General features: G+C 42.2%; 18 protein-coding genes and 1 tRNA gene. 9 read left to right on the top strand and 10 right to left on the bottom strand.

The features are described from left to right. Positions 1-201: 201 nt before the first annotated feature. Positions 202-274: transfer RNA gene (locus NWP17_RS09945), tRNA-Val, on the bottom strand. 110 nt (positions 275-384) lie between these two features. On the opposite strand from NWP17_RS09945, the gene NWP17_RS09940 reads away from it, so the two are divergent. Together NWP17_RS09940 and mazG are read left to right on the top strand one after the other, a co-directional pair. Further along, on the top strand, positions 385-942 hold the full coding sequence (locus NWP17_RS09940; protein ID WP_280654754.1) for a metal-binding protein: 558 nt from the start codon (positions 385-387) through the stop codon (positions 940-942). A 12-nt stretch (positions 943-954) separates the two neighbouring features. Continuing rightward, the gene (gene mazG / locus NWP17_RS09935) at positions 955-1755 is read left to right on the top strand and encodes a nucleoside triphosphate pyrophosphohydrolase (RefSeq protein WP_280654753.1); all 801 of its coding nucleotides are present in this window, start codon (positions 955-957) and stop codon (positions 1753-1755) included. A gap of 34 nt (positions 1756-1789) precedes the next feature. On the opposite strand, the gene NWP17_RS09930 is transcribed toward mazG, so the two are convergent. After that, positions 1790-3763, bottom strand: a complete 1974-nt coding sequence (locus tag NWP17_RS09930) for a M48 family metalloprotease (protein ID WP_280654752.1) — start codon at positions 3761-3763, stop codon at positions 1790-1792. A 257-nt stretch (positions 3764-4020) separates the two neighbouring features. On the opposite strand from NWP17_RS09930, the gene NWP17_RS09925 reads away from it, so the two are divergent. Together NWP17_RS09925 and aroC are read left to right on the top strand one after the other, a co-directional pair. Next, the gene (locus tag NWP17_RS09925) at positions 4021-5307 is read left to right on the top strand and encodes a glutamate-5-semialdehyde dehydrogenase (RefSeq protein ID WP_280654751.1); all 1287 of its coding nucleotides are present in this window, start codon (positions 4021-4023) and stop codon (positions 5305-5307) included. Positions 5308-5386: 79 nt separating this feature from the next. Next, positions 5387-6475 (top strand): chorismate synthase, encoded by a 1089-nt coding sequence (gene aroC, locus NWP17_RS09920; protein WP_280654750.1) that lies wholly within the window; start codon positions 5387-5389, stop codon positions 6473-6475. Positions 6476-6636: 161 nt separating this feature from the next. Here the strand turns inward: aroC and NWP17_RS09915 are convergent, their stop codons facing one another. After that, entirely contained in the window at positions 6637-7443 is an 807-nt protein-coding gene (locus NWP17_RS09915) for a hypothetical protein (RefSeq protein ID WP_280654749.1), read from the bottom strand. A gap of 81 nt (positions 7444-7524) precedes the next feature. Here NWP17_RS09915 and NWP17_RS09910 point away from each other — a divergent pair, with 81 nt between their 5' ends. From NWP17_RS09910 to crtW, 3 genes are all read left to right on the top strand, one after another. After that, the gene (locus tag NWP17_RS09910; RefSeq protein WP_280654748.1) at positions 7525-7779 is read left to right on the top strand and encodes a SemiSWEET family sugar transporter; all 255 of its coding nucleotides are present in this window, start codon (positions 7525-7527) and stop codon (positions 7777-7779) included. A 21-nt stretch (positions 7780-7800) separates the two neighbouring features. Next, on the top strand, positions 7801-9423 hold the full coding sequence (locus tag NWP17_RS09905) for a B12-binding domain-containing radical SAM protein (protein ID WP_280654747.1): 1623 nt from the start codon (positions 7801-7803) through the stop codon (positions 9421-9423). A 143-nt stretch (positions 9424-9566) separates the two neighbouring features. Further along, on the top strand, positions 9567-10355 hold the full coding sequence (crtW, locus tag NWP17_RS09900) for a beta-carotene ketolase CrtW (protein WP_280654746.1): 789 nt from the start codon (positions 9567-9569) through the stop codon (positions 10353-10355). On the opposite strand, the gene NWP17_RS09895 is transcribed toward crtW, so the two are convergent. The 3 genes from NWP17_RS09895 to NWP17_RS09885 all read right to left on the bottom strand — a co-directional run bounded on the left by NWP17_RS09895 (position 10319) and on the right by NWP17_RS09885 (position 12878). Beyond that, a complete protein-coding gene (locus NWP17_RS09895) occupies positions 10319-10954 on the bottom strand; it encodes a DUF2834 domain-containing protein (protein WP_280654745.1) in 636 nt (211 codons plus the stop codon). The two genes, crtW and NWP17_RS09895, sit on opposite strands and share 37 nt — an antisense overlap. A 12-nt stretch (positions 10955-10966) precedes the next feature. After that, the gene (hrcA, locus tag NWP17_RS09890) at positions 10967-12064 is read right to left on the bottom strand and encodes a heat-inducible transcriptional repressor HrcA (RefSeq protein WP_280654744.1); all 1098 of its coding nucleotides are present in this window, start codon (positions 12062-12064) and stop codon (positions 10967-10969) included. A 454-nt stretch (positions 12065-12518) separates the two neighbouring features. Continuing rightward, on the bottom strand, positions 12519-12878 hold the full coding sequence (locus NWP17_RS09885) for a rhodanese-like domain-containing protein (RefSeq protein WP_280654743.1): 360 nt from the start codon (positions 12876-12878) through the stop codon (positions 12519-12521). 175 nt (positions 12879-13053) lie between these two features. On the opposite strand from NWP17_RS09885, the gene NWP17_RS09880 reads away from it, so the two are divergent. Beyond that, the gene (locus NWP17_RS09880; protein WP_280654742.1) at positions 13054-14721 is read left to right on the top strand and encodes a DUF3352 domain-containing protein; all 1668 of its coding nucleotides are present in this window, start codon (positions 13054-13056) and stop codon (positions 14719-14721) included. Between the two features lie 82 nt (positions 14722-14803). Then, positions 14804-15568 carry a serine O-acetyltransferase gene (gene cysE, locus NWP17_RS09875; protein WP_280654741.1) on the top strand — a complete coding sequence of 255 codons (765 nt, stop codon included), beginning with the start codon at positions 14804-14806 and terminating at the stop codon, positions 15566-15568. 13 nt (positions 15569-15581) lie between these two features. On the opposite strand, the gene NWP17_RS09870 is transcribed toward cysE, so the two are convergent. From NWP17_RS09870 to NWP17_RS09855, 4 genes are all read right to left on the bottom strand, one after another. Next, a complete protein-coding gene (locus tag NWP17_RS09870) occupies positions 15582-16166 on the bottom strand; it encodes an Npun_F5749 family FMN-dependent PPOX-type flavoprotein (RefSeq protein WP_280654740.1) in 585 nt (194 codons plus the stop codon). A gap of 7 nt (positions 16167-16173) precedes the next feature. Next, complete coding sequence (locus tag NWP17_RS09865; RefSeq protein ID WP_280654739.1) at positions 16174-17391, bottom strand: M20 metallopeptidase family protein; 1218 nt, start codon at positions 17389-17391, stop codon at positions 16174-16176. 128 nt (positions 17392-17519) lie between these two features. Further along, the gene (locus tag NWP17_RS09860) at positions 17520-18284 is read right to left on the bottom strand and encodes a glycosyltransferase family 2 protein (protein WP_280654755.1); all 765 of its coding nucleotides are present in this window, start codon (positions 18282-18284) and stop codon (positions 17520-17522) included. A 39-nt stretch (positions 18285-18323) separates the two neighbouring features. Beyond that, the gene (locus tag NWP17_RS09855) at positions 18324-19127 is read right to left on the bottom strand and encodes a nucleotidyltransferase family protein (protein WP_280654738.1); all 804 of its coding nucleotides are present in this window, start codon (positions 19125-19127) and stop codon (positions 18324-18326) included. Positions 19128-19316 lie beyond the last annotated feature (189 nt).

Here is a 19316-nt window from a genome sequence, read left to right as displayed (position 1 = left end):
TAAGGTTTGACCCTCCCTATAAAACGCTGTAACTGTTATACAGCAAGGTTTAGCCTCTAATATTATTATCCCATATTTATATCAACTTGTTATAGTACTTATGTACGTATTACACAAAATTACTTTAAGTAGTATGTTGACGTGGGTTAAATATGGGTTAAAGTAGGTTTTATAGAGTTTGGGTTAAACCTAAAAACATTATGGGTAGTACTGGACTCGAACCAGTGACATCCTGCTTGTAAGGCAGGCGCTCTACCAACTGAGCTAACCACCCGTTTGCTCTCACATTTATATAATATAGCAGAGGATTTTTAATTGCGCAAGTCCTTGGGAAAATTTTTTTTTTCACCTACAATAACTCAGTTATCCTTTGCACATAGAGCTATGCCCTCTGGTGGAACCCATGATCGCATTACCTTATATACTCTGCCGTTGGTGGCTGGGGTGACCTTGTGGCAAACTGGGAGTAGTAACTTAACTTTGTTAGTTGCTGGTGGGTTTATGTTTAGCGGTTTGATGTTTGGTCCTGACTTAGATATTTACTCGCGTCAGTTCCAACGCTGGGGGGTTTTGCGCTGTATTTGGCGACCTTATCAAAAAAGTCTCCGCCATCGGTCGGTGTTGTCCCACGGTCCGGTTATTGGTACAACTCTACGGGTGATTTATTTAGGCTGTTTGCTGGGAGTGGTGGCGGTGGTGATGGTGGTGATGGGGGAAAAGTTGGGGCTTGTGGCTTGGACATGGCAGGATTTGGTTGTAGCAGTGGTGCGATCGCTCCTGGTTTACACTACAGAATACGGGGCTTTATTCTTGGGTTTAGAACTTGGTGCTATGAGTCATTCTGTGAGTGATTGGGGTAGTTCAGCTTATAAGCAGGTAAAAAAGCAGGGGGTTCGCGGTTTGCTTCCTAGTGGTAAGGTGAGGAAGGGGAAGCGGAAATAAGCGGAGGTGTTTATGAATGAGAATTTGGCAGCATTGCAGGAATTAATTGAGGTGGTGGCTAAATTGCGTTCTCCTGATGGGGGCTGTCCCTGGGATTTAGCACAAACTCCCCAAAGTCTGATCCCTTATGTGATTGAAGAAGCCTATGAAGTGGTTAATGCTATTCAAGAACAGGATCAACCAGCCATTCAAGAAGAGTTGGGAGATTTATTATTACAGGTGGTTTTGCAAGCCCAAATTGCTAGTGATTCGGGACAATTTAGTTTAACAGAAGTGGCTAGGGGTATTTCTGAAAAATTGATTCGTCGTCATCCCCATGTATTTGGTGATGTGTCGGTGGAAACTGTGGATCAAGTACGGCAGAATTGGGAAGCTATTAAAGCTGGGGAAAAGGGAGAAACTTTACAACATCAACTTAGTGCAAAACTGCATCGTTATCGCCGCACACTCCCGCCTTTAATGGCGGCTATGAAGATTTCCACTAAAGCGGCTGCTGTGGGTTTTGAGTGGGAAAATATTGACGGTGTGTGGGGGAAGTTTCATGAGGAGTTGGGAGAATTTCAACAGGCTGTAGCTGAGGAAACAGCGGAACGTCAACAAGCAGAGTTGGGTGATTTATTATTTGCTGTGTTGCAATTAGCCAGTTGGTATAATCTCGACCCCAGCGCCGCTTTACAAGGAACAAATCAGCGCTTTGTAGAACGACTGGAAAAAATAGAGGCGGTTATTAACCGCCCCTTGTGTGATTATAGTTTAGATGAGTTAGAGTCTTTATGGCAAGAGGCAAAAGCCCAATTAGCCAAAGAGCAGTAATATTCAATACTTACACACTTAGACTTATTATTTTTTACACAAATGCCATCAAGACTATTCCCAGAATCATGGCACCACTACCCAGGATAAATGACCACAAGCGATGAAAACTATTAACCACCGTGCCATTTTCACTTTCAATTTGGATTAAATCCATCCAAGGCGCAACACCGCGACGAAACCAACCCAAAGCCCCCACCTGTTCACCAATCAAGCTTTTTACTCGTTTCATCCCAAATAAAAAATTACCGATGCTTCCAAAACGCGAGGCGTAGCGCAGATAAAGCATTCCACTGGGGTCTTGAATTTTTAAATCAGAACCAAATTGATAACCAGCGTCGCCACGACCAATGAGTGAACCTGCTAGTTTTGCGGGTTGTCCACGTAAAGGACTAGCGTAAGGGTCTGACATTAAGGTGAGAATATCAGTAGGCTGTGCTTGTTGGTATTGGGGAAACATGACCAAAGTTTTGATCAATATTCCCAAACCCAAGCCCATTAGTGGCGCACCCAGTAATAAACCGGTACTGGTGGAACTCACCACACCAACTACCAACCCGGCTAAGAAACCAATGGTTTCAGCACCATATAACAGGATGTCTAGGAAAAAGTTACCGTAAAGTTGATTTTTATTGAGAGTTTTTCCTTCTCCCATCACTCTTCCCATGTCAAACTCGGTTGGTAAACCTAACTGTTCAGCATAGGTACTCAAAGCACGTACACGTTTACCTGTTAAAGGATGAGTAGAGTTTAATTCCATCCACCAGCCCCAGGGGTTAAACATATCCCACAAAAATACACGCCCAATTTTTTGGGGGTCTGATGCAATGCGGTAAGCAGTTCCTGTAGAAGCTGCGGCTTTATGGTCATAAATACCTAAAGCGCGAGTACCTTCAATTAAACGACTGGGTTCCGGCGATCGCGCTTTTTCTTCTAAAATACCATAGGCAATTTTTACCAATGCCCGAGATAATCCATTGGGATTACCTGTATTTTCTGCGGCAAAGTGGTCAGCAAAATATTCTCTAGTACGGGAGAGGTACAACAATAAATAAGTACCCGCTATATAAAACAAGTAAGCCAGGAAAGCAGCAGTTTGTAAAGCATCTTTGATTTTGTTATCACCACCACGACCCAAATTTCTGGCTGTAGTGTAAATCAGGTAGCAAATCTGAACTAAGGTAGAAGCTACTGTCATCACTGCAAAGTCCCAATGAACAATGTGTCCTAGTTCATGGGCGTAGACGGTAGCAACTTCATCATCATCTAAATAGGTAAACAGTCCTTGACTAACCACCAACCGAGCGCTATTAGGTAAGGAACCATAAGTAAAAGCCGTGGGGTTTTGGTCATTAATGATTCCCAGACGCGGAATTTTAAGATGTTTTTCTTGGCAGATTTGAGAAATAACTTTAGCTGCTTCTGGGCTGAGGCTGTCAACTTCTGCTAAGTCTACCCAGCGAGTCTGGTAAAGCCAGCGTTGGGTTAAGTCCATAATGAAGGGAGACAGGAAGAAAGCAGCCAGATTGAAAATTAAGGTAATGACAATGGCGGTGGTTAACCCTTGCAGTGGATTCTCACTACCAACAATTAATACTAAGCTCAAACCCAGGGCTAACACCATACCAGACATTAAACTAATGGTGACCCCGGAAGCTAAAACTAAATTACCCCCCAGACCTGCCATTGCCAATTTTACACCAGTAGTAGCCGCACGTCCAGCTTTTGGCATGGTGTTGGCATGGTTTGGCTGTTGAGTTAAATACTGCTGGGCTGTTTCTGCCCATTGACGCACCTGGGGGTTTTGACTCGCCATTAATTTTTGACACAGAATGGTCGCTGTTGCCGTTTGTCCTGTACCGTGATAAGCCTGTATTAGCCACATCTGCGCTGAAAAGTAGTCAGAGGAATTTTGATCAACACAATTCCGGGTGAATTGTTCTAGTAGTTCCACTGCTTCTTGATAACGTCCTTGTTGAAAGGCATCTAGTCCAGATTGCAATGACATAGTATTCACTAACCACAGAAGTAGGATTTGATTTATTTATACCCCAAATCTATATATGTAATGATCAGAGTTACAGAATCTTAACAAGTAATAAATTTTCTGGGTTCAAAAGTTAATGACTTGATGCCAATATGGCGGTTTTCAGGCTTGAGTGGGGTACATTAACAAGCAGGATGCTTGTGTTACAAGACTTTTACATTTGTATCTCACGTGTTTAATGCTATTGATAGGATGAGAGAAAAACCGAGTTTTTTCATATGACTACTGCTTTAATTACCGTTGCTCAAAAAACCCGCACCAGTGCTAGTAAGTTGGCAGTTCTGCCCACTGAGTCCAAAAATCAAGCTTTAGAAGCTATGGCTGAAGCTTTGGAATTAGCTAAGGGGGACATACTAGAGGCAAATATGGCTGACTGTCAAGCCGCGGCGGCTGGGGGTATCTCTAAACCTCTATATAAACGCTTGCAGTTAGATGAACATAAGTTAAGAGATACCATCGCCGGGGTGCGAGATGTGGCTAAATTACCTGATCCTGTTGGTCAAGTGCAAATTCACCGCCAACTAGATACTGGTTTAGTTCTCAAGCGGATAACTTGCGCTTTGGGTGTGTTGGCAATTATTTTTGAAGCCCGCCCGGAAGCAGCTATTCAAATTGTGTCTTTGGCTATCAAGTCGGGTAATGGTGTTATTCTCAAAGGTGGAAAAGAAGCTAGTGGATCTTGTGCTGCTATAGTTAAGGCTATCAAGGAAGGATTATCTCACACTGCTGTTAATTCAGATAGTGTACAGTTATTGACCACTAGAGAAGAAACTGTAGAACTGTTAAAGTTAGATAAATATGTAGATTTAATTATTCCTAGGGGTTCTAATTCTTTTGTGCAGTTTGTCCAAGACCACACTCGCATTCCTGTGTTAGGACACGCTGACGGTGTTTGTCATCTTTATATAGATCAGGCTGCTGATTTGGCTAAGGCAATTACAGTTACTGTTGATGCTAAAGTTCAATATGCAGCGGCTTGTAATGCTGTTGAAACTTTGTTAATTCACCAAGCGGTGGCCTCAGAGTTTTTACCTAAAGTTGCCGCAGCTTTGCAAGGGGTGGATGTGGTATTAAAAGGTGACCAACGCAGTTTAGAAATTTTGCCGGATCTAGCTACGGTGACAGATTGGCATACAGAATACAGTGATTTGATTTTAGCAGTTAAAATAGTAGACTCTATAGAAGAAGCGATCGCTCATATTAATGAATATGGTTCTCGTCATACTGATGCTATTATCACAGAGGATATGGGGGCTGTGGAAACTTTTTTTGGACTGGTGAACGCGGCTGGAGTATTTCATAACTGTTCTACTCGCTTTGCTGATGGTTTCCGTTATGGTTTCGGTGCGGAAGTGGGTATCAGCACTCAACAAATGCCTCCCCGTGGACCGGTGGGACTGGAAGGGTTAGTTACTTATAAGTATCAAATGAGGGGAGATGGTCATATAGTAGCTAATTACACCGGAGCCAATGCAAAATCATTTACTCATGAAGATTTAGGATGAAAGACCCGAAAAAGTTGTCATTTGATTAAATAAAAACTTTGGGTACAATACAAAAGCCTTAACTTTTTTTCTCCATATCATGGGCAATACTTTCGGACATTTATTTCGCATTACTACTTTTGGCGAGTCCCACGGCGGCGGTGTGGGAGTGATAATTGATGGCTGTCCCCCCCGACTGGAAATTTCTGCGGCAGAAATTCAAGGGGAACTGGACAGAAGACGACCGGGACAAAGTAAAATTACTACACCCCGCAAAGAAGCTGATAGTTGCGAAATCTTGTCTGGAGTATTTGAGGGTAAAACTTTGGGAACACCTATAGCTATTATGGTGCGGAACAAGGACACCCGCCCGCAAGACTACGACGAGATGGCGCAAAAGTATCGCCCATCCCACGCCGATGCAACTTATGACGCTAAGTATGGTATCCGTAATTGGCAGGGAGGGGGTAGATCCTCAGCCCGTGAGACAATAGGCAGAGTGGCCGCAGGTGCGATCGCTAAAAAAATTCTCCGTCAATTTGCTAATATTGAAATCATCGGTTACGTTAAGCGGATCAAGGACTTAGAGGGGGTAGTTGACCCCAACACTGTTACATTAGAACAAGTAGAAAGTAATATTGTGCGCTGTCCTGATGCGGAGTCAGCAGAACGCATGATTGAGTTGATAGAGCGTATTGGTCAAGAAGGTAATTCTATTGGTGGTGTGGTGGAATGTGTAGCCAGGAATGTCCCTAAAGGTTTAGGGGAACCGGTGTTTGATAAATTAGAGGCTGATTTGGCTAAAGGTGTTATGTCTCTCCCTGCTAGCAAAGGCTTTGAAATTGGTTCCGGTTTTGCGGGGACATTGTTAACCGGAATTGAACACAACGATGAATTTTATATTGATGACCATGGAGAAATTCGCACTCTGACCAACCGTTCTGGTGGTATTCAAGGGGGAATTGCTAACGGGGAAAATATTGTATTGCGAGCGGCGTTTAAGCCCACAGCTACCATTAGAAAGGAGCAAAAAACAGTTACTCAAGCTGGGGAAGAAACTACATTAGCTGCTAAAGGTAGACATGATCCTTGTGTTTTACCTCGTGCTGTGCCTATGGTAGAGGCAATGGTGGCTTTAGTTTTATGTGATCATTTGTTACGCCATCATGGCCAGTGTCGGGTAATTTAATCAAAACATGGTGGGAGGGTGATCAACCCTAGGCTTTAGCGAAGGGATGAAACGCGGCTCAATAGGATTTATCCTGTGGTATCCCTAACAAAAGGCGATGGGTATTTACAAAGCATTTTTGTTCATTTAAAACCAAAACTGGGCAAAATTCGCTGTCATGACTAGACTTGATAATAAAGTGTTAAAAACTCTCTCCCCTCTCTATCAATACCACCAGATAAATGTCCTAATGTCTTTGTATTGATTTGTTGATACAATGAATTAAAATTCACCGTGGGGATGGCGTAATGCTGGCACATTTTCCCTAGATAATGCTGAATATCCTGTAATTGCAGGTTAGCCGGATACAAGTTAATATCAAATGATTTACGCTGGTTGTTCTCTTCACTCACCTCTAGGTATATAAATTGAGTATCATTAGCTCTTTGACTAGCTAAATTAATTATATCCTTGACGATTTCTCTTGCAGGCAGGTGCTGGTCATCTTGATAAATACCTGATATCCTTTGTAAAATCATTTCCACGGCTAGCAAAGGATGGCATCTGTATTTAGATATAAGGCCTTTGGTGTTGTCTAGAGCATTCCATTTAAAACCCAAATATAAAACCACAGGTTCCGTTTTATTATATTTCTGCTTTAGTTCATAAATTGTTTTACCCCAAAATTCTAAATAAGCTTTATACATACAACTAATTGCATCACTTTCAAAACCCACAGATATCATATTAGCATTAGGTAAATTTTGCAGAAATATCTCCAAATATTGATTAGGCATATTAATACTTTGGCAAATATACAAGATATTTTCTCTCAATTTATCTGAGTTTTCTATTCCTAAAATAAAACGATTTTTCATGAGGGTATTCTGAGTCATCTTAAATGATGCCTCAAAACTAAAGGGCAAATCGAGAGATTCTAAAAGATCAAAAATTAAATAGGCTTTGGCATCTATGATTTGGCTGTTCATATTGTTAAATTTTGTCAAATATGATTGTATAATCCAGAAAGGTAAGTCTAGCTCAAGGTATCCTTCAAAAATCAACCATTTATGGATTTTATCACACTGTTAGGATTATGTGCCGCTAGTTTAACAACTGGCGCTTTTTTGCCCCAAATGTTGAAGACCTGGCAAACCAAATCAGCCAAAGACGTGTCTTACCTGATGCTGGTTACATTTATGAGTGGTCTGTTTTTATGGTTAATATATGGCATCTGTCTTAACTCTTGGCCAATTATTCTATCTAACACCGTGACTTTATTTTTCAACCTGATAATGCTATGGCTTAAAATGAAATATAGATAAACTTGCTTTTGATCAACACCTGTGACTTCATCTGTATTTGCTTCTGAACGCTGGTTATTTAGCCCCACTACCCCCCAAACCGATGCTATACCCGTGATTTTTGCTTTTCCCAATGAATACACGGTGGGTATTACTAGCCTGGGCTATCAGGTGGTGTGGGCTACTTTAGCCATGCGGGAAGATGTGCAAGTCAGTCGCTTATTTACCGATATTAGGGAGCAATTGCCCAGAAAACCGGAGATTTTAGGGTTTTCCATTTCTTGGGAACTGGATTATGTGAATATTTTAAGTTTATTAGAATCTTTAGATATTCCCATTCGGGCTAATGGGCGTGATGATTCCCACCCCCTAGTTTTTGGCGGTGGTCCAGTGCTGACAGCTAACCCAGAACCGTTTGCAGATTTTTTTGATGTGATTTTGCTGGGTGATGGGGAAAATCTCTTACCCAATTTTATTGAGAGTTACAAACAAGTTAGACAGGCTTCTAGAACAACTCAATTACAAGCATTGGCCCAAGTACCAGGAATTTATGTTCCCAGTTTGTATGATGTGGAATATCAAGGTAAAGATGGTGAGATTAAGTCAATTAAACCAATTTCGCCGGAGGTTCCCTTAGTGGTGCAAAAGCAAACTTACCGAGGGAATAGTTTATCAACCTCAACAGTGGTGACAGAAAAAGCTGCTTGGGAAAGTATCTATATGGTGGAAGTGGTGCGGAGTTGTCCGGAAATGTGCCGCTTCTGTTTAGCTAGTTATTTAACATTACCTTTTAGAACAGCTAGCCTGAATAGTTCTTTAATTCCCGCTATTGAAAAAGGGTTGGCTGTGACAAATCGTCTGGGGTTGTTGGGGGCTTCTGTCACCCAGCATCCAGAGTTTGAAGCTCTGCTAGATTACATCAGTCAGCCAAAATATGATGATGTGCGTTTGAGTATTGCTTCAGTGCGAACTAATACGGTAACGGTGCAGCTGGCGGAAACTTTGGCTAAGAGAGACACGCGATCGCTTACTATTGCTGTAGAAAGTGGTTCAGAAAAACTGCGGCAAATCATTAATAAAAAGCTGCATAATGATCAAATCATCCAAGCTGCCATTAATGCCAAGGCTGGAGGATTAAAAGCTTTGAAATTATACGGTATGGTAGGTATACCAGGTGAGGAACCAGAAGATTTACAGCAAACTGTGGATATGATGCAAAGCATCAAAAAAGCTGCCCCAGGACTGCGGTTAACTTTGGGATGCAGTACATTTGTACCCAAATCCCACACACCATTTCAATGGTTTGGGGTGAATAGGGAGGGAGAAAAGCGGTTAAAGATGCTACAAAAACAACTAAAGCCCCAGGGGATAGAATTTCGCCCAGAAAGCTATAACTGGTCAATTATCCAGGCTTTGTTATCGAGGGGCGATCGCCGACTGTCCCAACTTCTAGAATTAACCCGTGGGTTTGGAGATTCTTTAGGTAGCTACAAACGTGCTTTTAAACAACTAAAAGGGGAAATTCCCGACTTAGATTTTTATGTTTACAGCAACTGGTCAACTCAACAAATCTTACCTTGGCATCACTTACAGGGACCACTACCCCAGTCTACACTACTAAAGCACTTGGCGGATAGTTTTCCGGGGTTTTTGTCTGGCTGGTGATGATTTTTGGCATGGGGATGATGTGTGTGATAATAATTAAGTTATCTTAATAATTGTTTACAGTTTGGGATGATTGGCACTGCCTATTGTTCTCTCAACTACATTTTAAGGATTTCCCCGTCAATTCTACGCGGAGTAATAGCGTGTTCCAGTTACAACCATCACCATTACCTGAAGTCAAAATCACTAGCACCCCAGCAGTGAAAACTAAATTCCTGTATCGGGGCTTTTTTATAGCCATGGGCATCATTAGTATATGGGCTGTGAGCCTGGGTTTGTTACTATATATTGATATATCCCAGTGGACACTGTGGGTGTTGTTGCCGGTGATATTTTGGCAAACGTTTTTATATACGGGACTGTTTATTACAGCGCATGATGCGATGCACGGGGTAGTTTTTCCCAAAAATCCCCAAATTAACCATTTTATCGGTTCATTGTGCTTGTTTCTTTATGGTTTGTTGTCTTATCCCAAACTATTAAAAAAGCATTGGCTACATCACCACAACCCAGCTAGTGAAACAGATCCGGATTTTCACAACGGTAAGCATAAAAATTTCTTTGCTTGGTATTTACATTTTATGAAAGGTTACTGGAGTTGGCTGCAAATTATCACATTGATGGTTATTTATAACCTGGTGACATATTTCTGGCATATTCCAGAAGATAATCTCACTTACTTTTGGGTCATTCCCTCAATTGTAAGTTCCTTACAATTATTTTATTTTGGAACTTTTCTACCCCATCGTGAACCAGTGGGAGGATACCAAGACCCTCATCGTTCCCAAACCATTAGCCGTCCAATTTGGTGGTCGTTTATAACTTGTTACCATTTTGGCTACCATTACGAACATCACCAATACCCCCATGTTCCTTGGTGGTGGCTACCACAAGTTTATGTTTCTGGTAACGAAGGACGGACAGATAAATAAATCAACGGACCGAATAGGGGAACTAAGGCTATTAACCAGAAAAATTGCTGATTTTTTTCCCCTCTACGGGCTATGTCGTCTGCTAATAGTGCTGGAAATAACAAAGAAAGTAAGCAAAAATCTAGACTCATGACATGGATAAAACGGCTGCTTTGCCACTGCTGTATCAAGTTTCCCCAATCCCCCTGTAAACCATAGGTTACTAGAATTACTGCGCCTATGGTTAGGATCCAACCAGTGACCCGAGAATCTAGTAACTTGATGAAAAGATTTTTTTCACCAGAAAATTGTTGATTTGGTTCCCTTAATGCTAGATAGGGTAATAGGGCAAAAGCACCCAGGGCAAAAGAAGCGATGGCAAATGGCCAAGCTGGTATTTTTTGTCCTCTACCATCAATGAATAAAACAGCACTGTAAATCATAGGCCAGATGCCCATAATATTAAATAATGCTATCACTAGGGGATTAATACCTTGCCATTCACCAAGGGACAGTTTTTTAATTAACTCCAATGTATCAGGTTGATCCGGAGGGGCTAGGGTAAAAGCATAGGTAACAAATCCTAGCCATAGCAAAGGGAAGATAATTTTTTTCACCATTATCAAAAGTAATTAACTAAAAGCTTCCGAGAGGTAGTCAGCAGCAGCAGCTACAACTGTCATCGCCCCTTCATAATTAAGGCGTGTTGGCCCTAAAACTCCCACACTTCCCACAGGTAGCAAGCCCCGGCGATAGGTAGAAGTAATTAAGGTGCAGGTACGTATCGGCTCTAAGGGGTTTTCTGTGCCAATGCGAACTGTTACCTTAGACTTACCCAATTCTTCTGTTTCTGATTCACCAAAGATTAATTGCCACAATTGGTCTTGTTCCTCTTCCAGTAGATGAATAATTGTCTGTATTTGCTGTAATTGAGAAAATTCTGGCTGGCGCATAACTTCTGCCACTCCTCTAACCATGATTTGGGTTGTAGTTGGTGTGAGATGGCGACGGGTTAATTCTTTGACTGAACTTTTCAAAAATTCCCCATAACGTTGGAAGGCTTGATCTAAGGCGCTCCAGTCTATGGTGATTAATTCTAATAAACTACGGCCTCGCAGGTGGGTATTCAAAAAATTAGAGACAATTTGCAATTCATGATCTATTGCTTCTGGGTCTGGTGTTGGTTCTTTTTCGTCTAGGGACAAATTCATCATGCGGGAATGAGTTTCATAGGTATCAGTGACCACAATTAGCATGATTTTGTTAGCTTCAATTTGCACTAATTGCAGATGTCGCAAAGTTGCTGTGCTGGTTTGGGGCATGGTAATCAAACTGATGCAGCCACTGACGCTTGCTAAAATTTGCGCTGCACCTTGCAACAGAGTTTCTAAACTCCAGTCTTCCCATTGTAAGCGATTTTGCAGGGCTAATTCTACTTCCTTGGCTAAAACATCTGTTCGCATATTGTCTGCCAGAGAAGGTTTAATTAACTGGTCAACATAAATGCGATAGCCGGAATCTGAGGGTACTCTACCAGCAGAGGTGTGTGGCTGGTATAGTAACCCAGATTTTTCTAAAACGCCCATGATATTACGAATTGTGGCTGAACTCACCCCCAGGTCATATTCATCCACCAAAGCCTTGGAACCTACCGGCTCGGCTGTGGCTATGTAGTGGCGTACTGTTGCCCAAAGTATATGTTGTTGTCGGTTGGTTAATTGGACTTCCATAAGCTATGTTTTACTGAAGGCAAATGTTGGGATTTTTAAAAAAAGTATATGATGTGTTAAATATTCAATTTAGCAAAATATTTAGCTTTCTTGTAGTTACTAACACTCAGGTTGTTATTTGTTGTTATTTATTGTTATTCAAATATTATCGCAGTTTGGTTAAAAAAGAATTGTACTTTAGGATACTTATTTTCATGGGTTAGGGACAAGGGAACCCACCATCATATGATGGTGGGTGAGAAGGCAAATGAATACCGTAGCCTTAAGCAACCCTACTAGTATATTACTATATTACTTTGTTGACAAATCCCCTGGGCTAAAGGCGGGGGATTCCAACTTCACTGAGGTTCCCTGCTTTGAAGAATGGGGAAGGCGATTTTAATCGCCAACGGCTAACCCCCATGTCTGAAGCCAGTAGCTCTGGTCGCCGTTGATATTTCGGTCAAAAATGCCATTAGTATTGAGGAATGGAAGGGTCAACTAATAAGGAATAAGCATCAATACCACCAGTAATATTTTTAACGTTTCTAAAACCCTGAGCCAGGAGCCACTGGCACATCTGAGCCGAACGAATACCATGATGACACAACACAAGTGTTTCTGCGTGGGGATTAAACATGGTCAGGATTTGATGGCCCCATTCGGCAAATTCGCTCAAGGGGAGGTTAACAAAGCCCTCAATTCTAGCGTTGGCTAGTTCTTGAGGTTCGCGCACATCTATTAACTGAGTAGCTGCATCACCAAAAGACAGACGTTGCGCTAGTTCCTCTACACTAATTTGAGTAATGACTTGATCAGAAGGATTCTCTGTCATGAGATTTTTGTAAATAACCTTATATGCGAAGCAGTCTGACAGTGGTTCCTGTTGCGTTTAAAGTCGTGCCGATGCCCTATGCAGACTGCTGTCGCATTATAACATACTAAAAAGCAGTCCCAGAAGGACCTAGCTCTAATCCCATTCTGGTGGTCAGATTTATCTCTCGTTTATTATGTCTAATGTAAATACTCAACGCTCATTAGGTTTTTTGGTGGTTGGTGTCATTGTCACCGTCATTATAGCGATCGCTGGTCTTTACTGGTTTTTCGCTAAACCACAAGTCAAGTTTGTGACTACTCCTAGTCCCGGTGCTGCCATGTTTGTCTCAAAACTAGCTCCGGTGATGGTTTCACTGCTGGGAAATCCAGAGGGCTTGCAGTCCCAAGACCCTAGCGGGGAATTATCTCACCTGAAAACCAGTTTATTGGCTCACAGTGCCATAAATTACCAAAAAGATATTAAACCGTGGTTAGGAAATGAAATCACCCTGTCTGTTACTAGTTTAGATATTGATCGCGACCCAGACAACGGAATGCAGCCAGGATACTTAATGGCACTAGCTACAGATAAACCAAGACAAAGCCGGGAGTTTTTAGATTTGTTATTTTCCCAGGGAGTCTTAGCCGGGGGTAATTTAGCTGTGGAACAATATCAAGGGGTAAAGCTGTTATCTGACGGTTCTAATTCCCTAGCTGGTGCAATAGTCGGTGAGTTTGTGTTATTTGCCAATCATCCCAAGGTGTTGCGAGAGGCAATTAATAATGTCCAGGCTCCCGGCCTTAATTTGCTCAGTTCTTCCCCATACCAAAGGGCCAGCCAACAACTGCCTAAAAAATCTTTGGCTACAGCTTTTTTTAATCTTCCTGCTCTGGCACAATGGCAAGGCTGGGAATTACCGTCCGCGACTTTTCATAGCCAAATGATTTCTTTGTCTGTCAATTCCCAAGGGTTGTGGGCAGAAACTAATTTTCTCAGTGACTCAATCCTCGTTGCTCCTTCTCCATCGGTTTCTCATCCCGTGGCGGCTTTAGAATATATCCCAGATGGAGCAAGTTTAATTATTTGCGGTTCTGATTTAAATAATTTGGGTGATAGTGATTTAGGGCAACTCTGGACACAAATTAAAACCGTTTTCTCTAGTTCGGGAACAGATGGCATTTCTGGCTTAGTAGCACCATTAACAGAACTGGAAAAAAACCAAGGTATGACATTGAAGGGGGATATCTTTAGTTGGGTAAAAGGTGAATATGCTCTGGCTTTGTTACCCCAGAGAAAATCAACTGCGGTTGATTGGGTGTTTGTAGTGGAAAATAAAGAGGATGTGCCCCAGGGAGTTGCTGGTTTAGATGCCATTGCTGCATCCCGTGGACTGAGCCTCAGTTCTGTTAACTTGAATGAACAAAAAATTTATGCTTGGACAAAGTTAACTGCTGCTGCTCAAGCCGCATCTGGTGAAGAAGGGCGAAAATTCGCTATTGATGCTCAGGTACAAGGAGTACATACAATTCTGGGAAATTACCAAATTTTCGCTTCAAGTTTGGAAGTTTTGGATCAAGTGATGACAAATAACCACGGGGCTTTAATGGCTGATGGACAAGTTAAGGCCAGAAATCGCAATTTTTTAGATAGTATGGCTGCTATTCCGAAATCTAATCAAGGGTATGTGTATGTGGATTGGACTAAAAGCAAAACTCTGTTAGAAAGTCAATTGCCAATTTTGCAGGTGCTGGAAATAGTGGGTCAACCGTTTTTTCACAACCTGCGATCGCTTACTATTAGTAGTTACGGTGAAGAGGCAAAATTGCTCAAGGGGGGTGTATTAATGCAATTCCTGCATTAATCAACTTGCAGTTCATTGTTCTTAACCTAATAACGATAGTATGGAAAGGTAGCTCGTTGGTGCTTTCCGAGGGTATTATCTCGTGCTTTCTAAACTAGGTGCTGATTTTCGCATCATATTTGAACGTGACCCAGCAGCCCGGAACTGGTTAGAGGTCTTGTTTTGTTACCCAGGTTTGCAAGCCCTACTATTTCATCGGCTGGCTCACTGGCTGCATGATATCGGTGTGCCGTTTTTTCCCCGCTTAATTTCTCACACAGCCCGGTTTTTGACGGGAATCGAAATTCACCCAGGGGCAACAATTGGCCAGGGTGTTTTTATTGACCACGGTATGGGGGTAGTAATTGGTGAAACAGCCATAGTGGGGGATTATGCCTTGATTTATCAAGGTGTCACCCTTGGGGGAACTGGCAAACAAACCGGTAAGCGCCATCCCACACTGGGAGAAAATGTTGTGGTGGGAGCAGGTGCCAAGGTGCTGGGTAACATTCACATTGGTAATAATGTCCGCATTGGTGCAGGGTCTGTTGTTCTCAGAGATGTGCCTACAGATTGTACAGTTGTGGGTGTACCCGGTCGCATTGTTTATCGTTCTGGTGTGCGAGTTGCACCCCTAGAACACAACAATTTACCCGACTCAGAAGCTGAAGTTATTCGCGCTTTAGTTAATCGCATTGAATCACTAGAACAACAAATACAAAATCTACAGGACAGCCAATCTTCTCTCAAAACTCATGTTGTATCTGTTGCTGGGGCTGGTCGTGAAATGCACTTATTACCAGATGCGCCTTTATGCAGCCTCAGAGACAAGGCAATTCAACAATTTCTCGATGGTGCAGGAATTTAGTCACTACCCACGACTAGGGATTAACTTCTTGAACCGACCAGATTTGTTGCTCATCTCGGCGGTAAATTCGCCGATTTTGTGGTTTTCCCCGCAATTCTAAATGATCTACTTCTATTGGTTCCATCAGCAGTAGGCAAAAATTGGCTAAAGGCTCGGTAAAGTCAGGTGGTGGTGGCTCAAATGCTGTGGCTACTTCCACTCTGGGTTTACCAGGATGAGGCCAAGCAAATTGTAAACGGGCTGCATCACTTAATTCTTGCCAGGTTTTAATTCTGGCTGCTTGAAGGATGGGTTCAGTATGATCAACTTCTATGAGGGTTAAACAACCAGAAAGGCGAAATTGTTCCCTGGTGTGGGGAAAGTACCAACAAATTTCTGCCCAGGGTTGTTTTTGTATTTGGTCTTTTTTTTCACTACGGCTATCAGTAATAAATTTTAGTTGGTTGGTATTTTCCAGAAACCCGCGAAAAACAACGGTGCGGTTGGCAGGGCGATGATTTTCCCCCACCGTTGCTAGTTGTAGGTAACGGGCATATACGAGGCTACGATTACGATGCAGGGCGGCAGCGATGGCGCTTCGCCAGGGGGCTTTGGTCATTGGTGATTTAACCGTGGCAAAATTTCTCTACACTACGAACAAATATTTCTACACCTATGGCTAAGGCGGTTTCGTCAAAGTCAAATCTGGGATGATGATGGGGATAGGCGAGGTTTTTTTCAGGGTTGGCAGACCCAACAAAGAAATAACAACCGGGAACTTCCTGTAGGAAAAATGACATATCTTCACCTCCCATGGTTTGACATTCTGGTACAACACCCAGGGGGGTTTCTATGACTTCTTCTGCTACTGACTTGACTAGTTCTGCCATGGCTGGATCGTTGATCACTGGGGGGTAAAGACTGCAATACTCTAACTCATATTCTGCACCGTGACTATGGCAGACACCGGCGATGATTTGCTCAACTCGTTGGTGAAAAAATCCTCGCAAATCGGGGTTAAAGTACCTGATAGTACCACTCATGCGGGCTGTATCAGCAATAATGTTTAGTTTGGTTCCAGCATGAAGTTCCCCCACTGTCACCACGGCGGAGTCAATGGGGTTGACGTTACGGGAGACAATGGTTTGTAGGGCGTTGACAATTTGGGCAGCAACTACTACAGAATCAATGGTTTGATGAGGCATGGCACCATGTCCACCCCGTCCTAAAATCGTGCAGTTAAAACATTCCACAGCTGCCATTAATGCCCCTGGGCGAACGCCTACAGTACCTAATGGTAAGTTATTCCATAGATGTAAGCCGATGATTGCATCTACATCAGGGTTTTTGAGTACCCCTGCGCTAATCATTGGTTTTGCACCCCCTGGACCTTCTTCTGCTGGCTGAAAGATGATTTTTACAGTACCGCTAAAGTCTTGACAATGGCGGTGAAGGTAGTATGCTGTACCAACGGCGATCGCAGTATGTCCATCATGTCCGCAGGCGTGCATAATGCCGTCATGTTGGGATTTATAACTAACTTGATTGAGTTCTTGAATTGGCAAAGCGTCCATATCAGCCCGAATTGCCAAGACTTTGTTACTACCGGGTTTTTTACCTTTGATGGTGGCTACAATGCCAGTTTCCGCTATGCCTGTTTGATGGTCAATGCCCCAGGTTTGCAATTGGCGGGAAATTAACTCAGCTGTGAGTTTTTCTTGAAATCCTAGTTCTGGTTTTTGATGCAGGTGTCGCCGCCATTCTACTAATTGCGGTTGCAATGAGCGAATTTCTAAACGAACACCAGATAAATCTACAAAAGAGTTGGGAAAAGTGGAAACCATAGTTAAGCTAACTGATCGGATCTTCTTTCAGTGTAATACTTCGTTTTTAAAGGGCAAGTGAAATTATTGTTAGATATACACTATTGGCTGAGTTTTAGGGTTATCGATGTAAAATATGGATAATTTGATTATTTTAGTTTTTCCGCTTCTATTAAATTTATACTCAGAATAATTTCTGCTAATACACGCTGTAATGTATAATACAAACCATGCCAGCCATCAAGAATTCCACCTTTGAGGATAAGGCAATATACTAAAATAACCCACGGCGCTAAAATTTTGTGTTTACGGATGCGATCGCCCAAGCTCAGTTGACTGTTAGGTGTTTCTACTAGTTTTTTGGTTTCTATGACCATGTAACGTTGTTGCGCCCATAGCCAGCGACTGAGTGGCTTGCGATCGTCATGATAAATATATGCTGTGAGTTGACTGGATTTTCCATCTACTAAAACCCGGTGGGCGTGTCCATCATTGTGATAAATTGCTTTTTCCTTTTTGTACAGTACCTTCCGAGGTGGAAGCAGAGTACCCCGTAAAGGTTTACCAAAGACACAATATTTGAATCTAACACCGTAGCTGTATATATCTGGGTTTGGTGGTAGTGTATTAATTTCATGAATTAGTTCATCGGTTAAAACATAATCTGCATCTAGAGATAATATCCATTCTGATTTAATGTTTGATAAACCATAGTTACATTGACTAGCAAAAGAATCAAATTTGCGTTTAAATACTTCTACTTGAGGATAGGTAGACAAAATTTCTAAGGTTTGATCTGTGCTATAACTGTCAATAACAATAATTTTTTTAGCCCAGGTGAGTTTTTTTAGAGTGCGATCAATGTTCGGGGCTTCGTTGTAGGTGAGGATGAGAGGGGTAATTTTTTCTAGCATGGCTGCGGTAGCTGGTAGGGAAAAATCGTCAATTGACACTTATTTTACTTGAGATTCCAGCCACTGGTTAAATAGGTCGATGGCTTGTTTAATTTTTACCATAATGATTGCTGTTTGTTGGGCTAACTCTAATACTCTTTCTTGGCGGAGTTGTATATTATAATTATGACGGGCTAAATGTCTGAATTTACGGTAATCGTTTAATTGTAGTAATAATGAACCTTGCCATAAAGGCGGGCGATGTTCCCCTCCGGTTTCTGCTAGTTGTAGTAATAATTGTTCATGCCAATTTTCAGTTTTTGGTATCCCCCCATCCAGGGTGACTGCCACTCGTTCACTAATGCGCTCACAGGCTGTATAAAAGTCACAAATATAACTTGATAGGGCAGGAATGAGAGCAATTTCCGGTATGGTTTCCGCTTGAGCAAGTAATTGGTTTAAAGTTTGCCAATTTTGCTCTAAAGCGATCATCTCATCTTCGATACGAGTTTTGAGGGCGAGATATTTGTTACTGGGCATGGGTTTAGTTTTTAGAATGCGATCGCGCACAAATAACGGTACTTCTTCTAATGCTACTAGGTCTATTTTTAACCAATCAGGGCTAATTCTTTCTAGAAGAGAGTAGGCATCCCAGCGCTGTTGTTCTGACATTCCTGTCACTGCCAAGTCAATATCAGAAGCCCAATGCCACGGACTTTCCCCAGTTAGAGAACCAAATAATATTACTGCTTTCGCTCCCTGTTGTAAGAGAATTTGCCGACATTTTTCGGCTATTTCTAAGGCTGTTTGTTTTCTGGCTGCTAAAGTTGGGTTAGCGCTGGACTGGGTAATATTTTCACTCATAATTACTTAACCATTATCACATTTAGTTGACACTCCCCACGCCTAAAAGCGGGGGATTCCAGCGTCACTGACGTTCTTTGCTTTTACTGGACTTGCTTAGAGAAGAAGCAAAAATTAGAGGTATTAATGCAAGCGAATAATTAGTTGAAGAATGGGGAAGGCGATTGAAATCGCCAACGGCTAACCCCC

It is taken from the genome of Chrysosporum bergii ANA360D, assembly GCF_029891735.1.
Classification (GTDB): domain Bacteria; phylum Cyanobacteriota; class Cyanobacteriia; order Cyanobacteriales; family Nostocaceae; genus Umezakia; species Umezakia bergii.
Note: the sequence above shows the minus strand (reverse complement) of the source record. Positions and strands in the feature narration are given on the sequence as shown.